Raw genomic sequence first — 7827 nt, forward strand, 5'->3', positions numbered from 1 at the left:
GGGTCGGGGAGGCCGAGGCCCTGCAGCAGCTCGCCGACGGCGGCGGGGGGCAGCGGGTCGAGCTCGACCCGCACCGCCATGCCCCACGTGACCATCTCGGCGTGCATCTGCTCGATGAGGGGCGAGATTTCGCCCTTGCGGTAGCAGGTCACGAAGCCCCGCAGGCCCCCCGGCTGGTTGAGCGGGAAGAGCCGGGAGAGCAGGAACTCGCCGGTCTGGGCCGAGATGTCGTCCATGAACTGCAGGTCATCGACGAAGGCCGCCTCGCCGTGGGCGCCGATCTGGTCGAAGACGTGGCCCACGGCCTCGAAGTAGCGCGTCTGCAGGCCGGGGTCGGAGGCGGGTGGGCCCTCGCCGAGCTCGGGGAGCCAGGGGGCGAGGGTCTGGCGCACCCACTCCGGGGGGGAGTAGTCGGGGTACTGGGCCAGCATGATCCGGACGAAGCGGTTGTTGGTGGAGTAGGGGATCTTCGCGTCGCCGGGGCGGGTCTCGAGGTGCACGAAGCGGCCCTTGCTGGCGAGGAAGTCGGTAGCCAGGCGCGACTTGCCCACCCCGGGTTCCCCGACCAGGAAGATGAATTTCCCCTCTTCCCAGGCCTCCTCCATCATCGCCCACTCGCGCTCGCGCCCCGCCAGCACCGGCGGGCGCAGCACGGCGGCGGGGAGCACGGCGGCCCGGGGCCTGGGGGCGGCGCCCGGCAGCTCGGTGCCGCGCTCGACCAGCCGCACGAGCTCCAGCGTCTCGGGCAGCGGCTCGGCGCCCAGCTCGTCGCGCAGCACGCGCTTGCACTGCTCGAAGGCGGCCAGGGCGGCCCCGCGGTCGCCGACGAGGTAGTGCAGGCGGATCACCTGGCGGTGGGCCTCCTCGGAGAGGGGCTCGATGCGCGCCCACACCTGGGCGTAGGCCAGCGCCTGCTTGGGGTTGCCCGAAGCCTCCAGCCGCGCCGCCTCGTCGCGGGCGGCGTGGGCGCGCAACTGCCGCAGCTCCGCCCGGGCGCCCTCGAGCCACTCCTCGAAGTCGGGGCAGTCGTCGTAGCTCAGCTCGCCCAGCAGCTCGGCCTCCTGGGTCAGCAGCTCGAGCGAGGGGGTCTCGAGGTAGGACAGCCGCTTGACGTCCACCTCGGCCTCGGGCGCGAGCTCCAGGCGGTCCTCGCCCAGCACCACCTCCCCGGCGGCCAGCCGCAGGCGGCGCAGGAGCTGGCGCATGTTGTTGCGCGCGGCGGTCTCGCCGGAGCCGGGCCACAGCCAGCCCGCCAGCCGGTACTTGTGCACCGGCCCCTCCAGCGCGAGGTAAGCCAGCACGGCGGCGGTCTTGCGCTCGAGGGGGAGGCTTCCTTGGGAGGTGTGGAGGCGGGCAGGGCCGAGGAGGCTGAGCCGGTGGGTCACGTTCTTTTCCCTCGTGCTGCCATTGTACGAGCTTGCGGGGGCGGCGAGAAGCGTTCGCGCGGCTGGGGCGCTGCGCTGTCACAGGCCAGTCACAGACCCTGCCCTAAGCTGCCCCGCGTGACCGGGAAAGTTCCGGAACAGCGACTGGAGAAGCCTATGAACCCCACCGAAGCATTGCCCCGCGCCGGGACCACCCTGCGCGTGCTGGGCACCGGCATTACCTTCCTGGCGACCGGGCGCGAGACCCGGGGCCACTATTCGATGTTCGAACTCGTCGTCCCCGTGGGCGAGGGCATGGTGCCCCACCGCCACCCGGCCGAGCCCGAGCAGCTCTACGTGCTCGAGGGCCGCCTCGCGGTGCGCCTGGAGGACGAGCTGGTCGGGCTCGAGCCCGGCCAGACCCTCCTGATCCCGGCCGGGGCCGTCCACGCCCTGCAGAGCACGGGGCCGGGGCCCGCCCGGGTGCTCGCCACCCTCGCGCCCGGGCTGGCGCACGCCCGGTTCTACGCCGAGCTGGGCGCCGCCGCCGACGTGCACGACGTCTTCCTGGCCGGGCTGGGCCTGCGGGAGGACCGGCCCAAGGCCCCCCTCGACCTGGGCCGGCTGGTCGAGGTCGCCCGCGCCCACGGCATCGAGATCCTGCCGCTGTGAAAGGGCGAGGAGGCTGACGTGCGAGGCTTCGTCGTGTTGCTCAACCGCCTGCTCGGCCGCCTGGGGGCGGGGCGCGAGACCCACCGCAGCGCCCTCGAGCCCCACGCCTGGCTGCGCAACACGCCCGGCGGACGTGCGCTGGAGGAGCTGGGCCGCTGAGCCGCTCCCCGCACCCCCGAGGTGAAACCGTGCCCGCGACATCCCCCCAAGAAGCCCTGGCCCGTGAGGTCTTCACGGCGCTCGAGGCCCGCGACCTCGCCAACCTGCAGATCCTGCTCGCCCCCGGCGCCGTGCTGCACGTGCCGGGGCGCAACCCGCACTCCGGGGAGTACCACGGCTGCCACGGCTTCCTGCAGTTCTGGGGCGAACTCTCGCGCCGCACCGCCGGCCGGCTGGAGGTCCGCGTCCACGACGTGCTGGCCGGCCACAAGCACGCCGCCGTGCTAGCTACCAACGTCGTCGAGCGCGAGGGCGAGCGCCTGGAGAGCCGCGTGGTGTACCTGCTGCGCCTCGAGACCGGCCGCGTGGCCGAGTGCTGGGTGCACAACTACGACCAGCACCGCGTGGACGCGTTCTGGCGGTAAGGGAAGCCGGTAGCGGTCAGCCGTCAGCGTTCAGCGGTCAGCCGTCAGCCTGTGGCTCATGTGGGGATATCCCCCCTAGCCCCCCTTGTTAAGGGGGGCGAAGAAGGGGCGTTTTGCGTACGGCGTACGACGCAGGACGCACGACCCGCGCCCGGCGTCCGGCGTCCGGCCATCGGCTATCGGCCACCGACAGGCGAGCTCGGCGGCGCGCACGAGGGGGGGCACGGCTAGGCCTCCTGGGTCTGGGCGCCCTGCTGCGCCAGCCACTCGCCCCACGAGCGCCCGGCGCGCTCGGCCTCGGGGCCGCCGACCGGGCGCCAGGCCCGGGCGACCCAGCCCGGCAGCGGGATCACCACGGCCCGCCTGCGCTGCCCGGTCGCGGCGAGCCACTCCTGCCCCAGGCTCGCCAGGGTGCGCGGCTCGGGGCCCACCAGGTCGGGGAGGCGGCCGGCGGGACGGCCCAGCGCGGCCTCGACCAGCCGCGCGGCGACGGCCTCGGTGTCAACGGGCTGGAGGGTGAAGGCGGGGAGCCACTGCACCCCGCCCCTGCCCAGCGAGCGCAGCAGGAAGGCCACGAAGTCGTGGAACTGCGCGGCCCGCAGCAGGGTGTAGGGGACGCCGCCGGCCTCGACCAAGCGCTCCTGCTCGAGCTTGGCGCGGTAGTAGGGGTTCCAGCGCATGCCGTCGATGCCCACGATGCTGATGAGGACCAGGTGCTTCACCCCGGCGGCGTGGGCGGCGGCGATGAGGTTGCGGGTGGCCGCGGGGTCCTCCTTGGGCCGGGCGGGGTTGGAGGCGCAGTGGATGACCCCCTCGACCCCGTCCAGGGCCGCGGGGAGGGTGGAGGGCTCGAGCAGGTCGCCCTGCACGGTCTCGAGCGCGGCCAGGGGGCGGGCCTTGCGGCTGAGCACCCGGGCCGGGACGCCGCGCCGCAGCAGCTCCTGCACCACCTGCCGCCCCAGAACCCCGGTCCCGCCTGTGACCAGTACTCTCATGCTTCCTCCTTTATCGCCGCCCACCCTACACCCGGGGCCGCGACGGTTCTGTGACCTGCGGTGGCTCTAGGGAACAGGCATCTCGAAGCCGCCGACGATGGCGACGTTGGCCTCGGCGCTGGCCCGGCGCTCGCCGGCGGCCGCCTGGTACTCCGGCGAGCGGTACCAGCGGTGCGCGGCCTCGAGCGAGTCGAACTCGAGCACCACCGTGCGTGTCCCGTGCCACCGCCCCTCGACGACCATCGGGCCGTCGTAGGCGACGAGCGGGCGCCCCCCGTGCTGGAGGATGGTGGGCACCGCTTTCTCGACGTAGCGGTCGTAGCGGTCCTTGTCGTGAATGGCTGAGGTGAAGATCACGTAACCCTTGGGCATGGTCTGTTCCTTTCCTGGATCTGCGCTTCGCAGCCCCGGTCGCCCTAAACCCCCCGCCGGGCCTGCGGAGTCGCAGAGCCGGTGGAGGGTCGGAGCGCGGCAGGGGCTGGAGGGCTAGGGCTTGAGGATCTGGATCTGCTTGAGCGTCTTGGTCTGCAGGGTTTGCTCCCCTGCCGGGTAGCCGTTGGCCTGGAGGATGAAGGCCAGCAGGTCGAGCACCTCGGCCTCCTTGAGGGTGCCCGCCCGCCCCTGCGGCATGCGGGCGGCGACGTAGCGGGCGAGCTCCTCGGCGGTGCGCCCGCCCCAGCGGGCCAGGAAGCGGGGGCCGGCCAGGGGGGGGCCGTAGCGGCCCTCGAGCCGGGGGCCGTGGCAGGCGGCGCACTTCTGGAGGCTGAGGGCGCGGCCGCGCTCGGCCTGGGCGGCGCTGTACCAGGCGGGGAACACCCCGAGGTGCGCGTGCCCGCCGTGGGCGAGGGCCAGGGAGAGGCCCAGCAGGCTCAGGAGGAGGGTCCACGTCAGGGCGGTGCGTTTCACGGGCTCACCTCGGGGCGTCCGGCGGCCTTACTCGCCCGCCTGGAAGTTGCTGTAGGCCAGGTGGTAGGCGTTGGCCTTGGCGTCGTAGGTGAGCTTGAAGCGGGTGGGGTAGAGGGTCTTGCGGCCCACCTTGGCCGGGCGGCTGACCTCGAGGTCGAGGTTCTGCTTCTTCAGCAGGAACTCGCGGGTGATCATGGGCTCGCTGAAGGTGTACTGCCCCTTGTAGAAGCCGGCGATCAGCACGTGGTCGAAGAGGCCGGGCTTGAGCTGGCCGGGGGCGCTGAACTCCGACATCGGCACGCCGTGGAAGCCCATCAGCGGCACGCAGAACTCGGCGGCGTTGGCACCGGGGGGCACCGCGGGGGCGTAGCCCTTGGGGGTGAGCTCGAGCGCGGGCGGGGTCAGGTCCTTGCAGTCGATCTTGGCCACCTCGGCGGCGGGGATGCCGAAGAAGTGGAAGTCGAAGTGGGGGGCCAGGTAGCGCTCCGGGGGGTGGCCGAAGCCCTCCCACCACACCTGCACGTGGTCGAGGAAGGTGGTCTTCTTGACGGCCGCGGGGAACTCGAGGATCGCCTCGGGCCCGAAGCCGGGGCCGCCCTCGGCCTGGGGCTTGTCGTTGGGCCCGGGCAGCGGCGCTTTCTCCACCACGCTCATCGGCACGGTGATCCCGGCCTCGAGCACCTGTCCCTTGGCGTCGAGCTTGGCCCAGCTCGAGACCTGGCCGCCGAAGAGGGTCTTGGTCTGCCCCATGACGGTCTGGCCCTGGCTGTTCTGGGCCAGCACCGCCAGGGCCCCCAGGCCCAGCGCGGCTACGGTAATGCCTGTCCAAATGGCTTTGCTCATGCTCTCTCCTTGCAGTCCCTGCGCTCCAGGGCTGCGAGAGGCACGATAGCGGGGGGGGTGTGACTGGGTTGTGACAGCCCCTGTAGCTGGCCTCTGGGCTGCTCTATCTTGGCTCGCCAATGGCTCGAGCGTTATGCCGAACCGTGAAGCTCAGCAAGCGAGATCCGCATCTTAGTTTTACTCGTAGCCATAATGCCTTTTGCAGTGGCCTACACTGATGATGGCACTGCTTTAGCGTATATAGATGGCGGGGTTACTTTGACCCAAAATCTTCTTGGGTTCTAGGGTCACGATACCGGCTCTGTCGCAGGATTTCACGCGCCCGGCGGTAAAACCCCTCAGGCCACCCCCTCCACCACGAACAGCCCCACCATGTGCGGCCTGCCCTCGAGCGGGGCCATCCGGCGGTACTTCTCGCGCAGCGCCCGCAGCTCGCGGATGAAGTCCTTGGCCTGTTGGGGGGTGAGCGAGAGCCCGCCCCACTCGCCCAGGATGCGCTCGCGCAGCTCTGCGCGCCAGGGGGCGCCGGGCTCCGGGTTGAACAGGCCGAAGGCCATGCTCAGGTTGCCGCGCTCGTCGGGCTGGGCGAAGACCCCCCACTCGGGGTCGTACCGGGCGAACTGGCGGATGAGGTTGTGCACGAAGCGGTCCATCGCCTCGTGGTACACCTGTTGCATCAGCTCCTCGATGCTGGCGGCCGTAGAGGCGCTGAAGGGGATGAGGAAGCGCTCCTGCGCGGCCTCATAAACCTTGACGGCCCGGCCCTTGCGCCGCCGCTCCTCCCGCACCCGCACCAGGCCCGCCGCCTGCATCTGGCGCAGGCGGTAGTGCACGCGGTTCATGTCCAGGCCCAGTTGCTCCACGAGCTCCTGGGCGCTGCCGGGGCTCTTGAGGAGCCGGTCGAGGATGCGCTGGTTCTCGCGCACCAGCAGCAGCTTGAGCTGCCTACTTGAGATCTCCTCTTTCACACCAAGTAGCTTAGCCCGCACCCTGGCCTCGAGAAGAGGAAGCGCGATGACCCCTGCCCTGACCCACCCCACGCCCCGGAAAGACCCGAACGCCCCCGAGCTCGAGGGGGTGGCCTGATGCCGCCCGCCAAGCTCTGGAACCGCGACTTCGTGCTCTACTGGCTGGGCACCGCCCAGTCGAGCTTCGGCAGCGCGCTGGCCGGCATCGCGCTCTCGTTCTTGATCCTCGAGCTCACCGGCTCGGCCGCGAGCATGGGGGTCAACCTGGCCCTCTCGCTGATCCCCGGCCTCTTCGCGCCGCTGGCCGGCAACCTGGTGGACCGCCTGCCCATCAAGCCCCCGCTGGTGCTGGGCGACGTGGCCCGCGGCCTGATCGCCCTGGGGCTGTGGGCCCTGGCCGCGCGGGGAGAGGTCAGCATCCCCCTGATCTACGCGGCCACCGTGCTGATGAGCGTCATCGGCGTGATCTACGGCCCGGCCGCCGCCAAGGTCTTCCCCGAGCTCGTCCCCAAGGACCAGCTCGCCCGCGCCAACGGCCTGCTGGGCACCGCCACCCAGGGCATGAACTTCCTGGGGCTGGTGGGGGGCGGGGTGCTGGTGAGCCAGATCGGCTCGCCGCTGGCCCTGCTCGTCGACGCCGTCTCCTTCTTCGTGATGGCCGGCCTCCTGCTGCTGGTGCGGATGCCCGCCTTCGTGGGGCAGGTGCGGCACGAGGGCTTCTGGCAAGGGCTGGGCGAGGGCCTGCGCCTGATGGCCCGCAGCCGCGTCCTGACCCTGGTCCCGCTGATGGCCTTCTTCATCAACATGACCTTCGCCCCGGTGCTCATGCTCATCCCCAAGATGATGCAGGACCTGGGCCTGGGCGCGCAGGGCTACGGCTTCTTCATGGGCTCCTTCACCGCGGGGATCGTGCTGGGCAACGTGCTGGTGAGCGTGCTGGGCCCCAGGCTGCAGCCCGGCGTGGCCTTCAGCCTGGGCCTGAGCGTGATGGCGGTGGCGATGGGCGCCATCGGCTGGGTGGGGCAGGTGGGGTGGATGTACGCCTTGGCCGTGGTGGGGGGCGTCGCCAACGGCCTGGTCAACACCAGCCTGGTGATCCTGCTGCAGAGCCTGGTGGCCCCCGAGTTCCGCGGCCGGGTCTTCGGGGTGCTGGGCAGCGTGGGCCAGGTGGGCATGCCCATCGCCCTGCTGCTGCTGGCCCCGGTCGTCGACCGCCTGAGCCCCGCCCTGATCTTCAGCGTGGCCGGAGGGGCGACGTTGCTGATGGTGGCGGTGTGGCTCGTCTTCAGCAAGCCTCGAGCGGCACAGCCCGCGATGGGGACACGGGCGGGGGGTTGAGAGCGGGTAAACCACCCCACGGCTAAAGCCCTTGTCATTACCCACATCTCAACCCTGTATGGTTCGAGACGATGGAACTGCATCCCGAGGATCCGGTTCAATGGGCCAGCCTGCATTTCGCGGAGGCCGAGCTGGGCGACGCACGGCGGGTAAAACG

At 71.3% G+C, this 7827-nt stretch carries 10 protein-coding genes; 4 read left to right on the plus strand and 6 right to left on the minus strand.

What is annotated here, in order from left to right; genetic code table 11:
• Positions 1–1385 (minus strand): ATP-binding protein (locus Mterra_RS16775; protein ID WP_119316201.1); only part of this gene is annotated, 1385 nt, incomplete at its 3' end.
• Positions 1386–1541: 156 nt separating this feature from the next.
• Between Mterra_RS16775 and Mterra_RS16780 the strand changes: the two genes are divergently transcribed.
• Genes Mterra_RS16780 through Mterra_RS16785 form a run of 3 tightly spaced genes read left to right on the plus strand, consistent with a single transcriptional unit; the run spans position 1542 to position 2620 of the window.
• Positions 1542–2036, plus strand: coding sequence for a cupin domain-containing protein (locus Mterra_RS16780; protein ID WP_119316202.1), 495 nt, complete (start codon positions 1542–1544; stop codon positions 2034–2036).
• Between the two features lie 18 nt (positions 2037–2054).
• On the plus strand, positions 2055–2195 hold the full coding sequence (locus Mterra_RS22495) for a hypothetical protein (protein ID WP_170159711.1): 141 nt from the start codon (positions 2055–2057) through the stop codon (positions 2193–2195).
• Positions 2196–2224: 29 nt separating this feature from the next.
• Positions 2225–2620 carry a nuclear transport factor 2 family protein gene (locus Mterra_RS16785; protein ID WP_170159712.1) on the plus strand — a complete coding sequence of 132 codons (396 nt, stop codon included), beginning with the start codon at positions 2225–2227 and terminating at the stop codon, positions 2618–2620.
• Positions 2621–2847: 227 nt separating this feature from the next.
• On the opposite strand, the gene Mterra_RS16790 is transcribed toward Mterra_RS16785, so the two are convergent.
• The 5 genes from Mterra_RS16790 to Mterra_RS16810 form a co-directional block, all read right to left on the minus strand.
• Positions 2848–3615: an SDR family oxidoreductase gene (locus Mterra_RS16790; RefSeq protein WP_119316204.1), complete on the minus strand. Its 768-nt coding sequence runs from the start codon at positions 3613–3615 to the stop codon at positions 2848–2850.
• A gap of 66 nt (positions 3616–3681) precedes the next feature.
• Entirely contained in the window at positions 3682–3987 is a 306-nt protein-coding gene (locus Mterra_RS16795; protein ID WP_119316205.1) for a DUF1330 domain-containing protein, read from the minus strand.
• 114 nt (positions 3988–4101) lie between these two features.
• On the minus strand, positions 4102–4521 hold the full coding sequence (locus Mterra_RS16800) for a c-type cytochrome (protein ID WP_119316206.1): 420 nt from the start codon (positions 4519–4521) through the stop codon (positions 4102–4104).
• Positions 4522–4548: 27 nt separating this feature from the next.
• On the minus strand, positions 4549–5364 hold the full coding sequence (locus tag Mterra_RS16805; RefSeq protein WP_119316207.1) for a DUF5602 domain-containing protein: 816 nt from the start codon (positions 5362–5364) through the stop codon (positions 4549–4551).
• 338 nt (positions 5365–5702) lie between these two features.
• Positions 5703–6332, minus strand: coding sequence for an ArsR/SmtB family transcription factor (locus Mterra_RS16810; RefSeq protein ID WP_170159713.1), 630 nt, complete (start codon positions 6330–6332; stop codon positions 5703–5705).
• Between the two features lie 117 nt (positions 6333–6449).
• Here Mterra_RS16810 and Mterra_RS16815 point away from each other — a divergent pair, with 117 nt between their 5' ends.
• Positions 6450–7670 (plus strand): MFS transporter, encoded by a 1221-nt coding sequence (locus tag Mterra_RS16815; RefSeq protein WP_119316208.1) that lies wholly within the window; start codon positions 6450–6452, stop codon positions 7668–7670.
• Positions 7671–7827 lie beyond the last annotated feature (157 nt).

This window comes from Calidithermus terrae (assembly GCF_003574345.1).
GTDB classification, from domain to species: Bacteria; Deinococcota; Deinococci; order Deinococcales; family Thermaceae; genus Calidithermus; species Calidithermus chliarophilus.

What these genes read in the sequence shown, in the direction of transcription:
- Mterra_RS16780 (WP_119316202.1), top strand. Translation starts at nt 1,542, where the DNA reads ATGAACCCCACCGAAGCATTGCCCCGCGCCGGGACCACCCTGCGCGTG.
- Mterra_RS16790 (WP_119316204.1), bottom strand. Translation starts at nt 3,615, where the DNA reads ATGAGAGTACTGGTCACAGGCGGGACCGGGGTTCTGGGGCGGCAGGTG.
- Mterra_RS16795 (WP_119316205.1), bottom strand. Translation starts at nt 3,987, where the DNA reads ATGCCCAAGGGTTACGTGATCTTCACCTCAGCCATTCACGACAAGGAC.
- Mterra_RS16805 (WP_119316207.1), bottom strand. Translation starts at nt 5,364, where the DNA reads ATGAGCAAAGCCATTTGGACAGGCATTACCGTAGCCGCGCTGGGCCTG.
- Mterra_RS16815 (WP_119316208.1), top strand. Translation starts at nt 6,450, where the DNA reads ATGCCGCCCGCCAAGCTCTGGAACCGCGACTTCGTGCTCTACTGGCTG.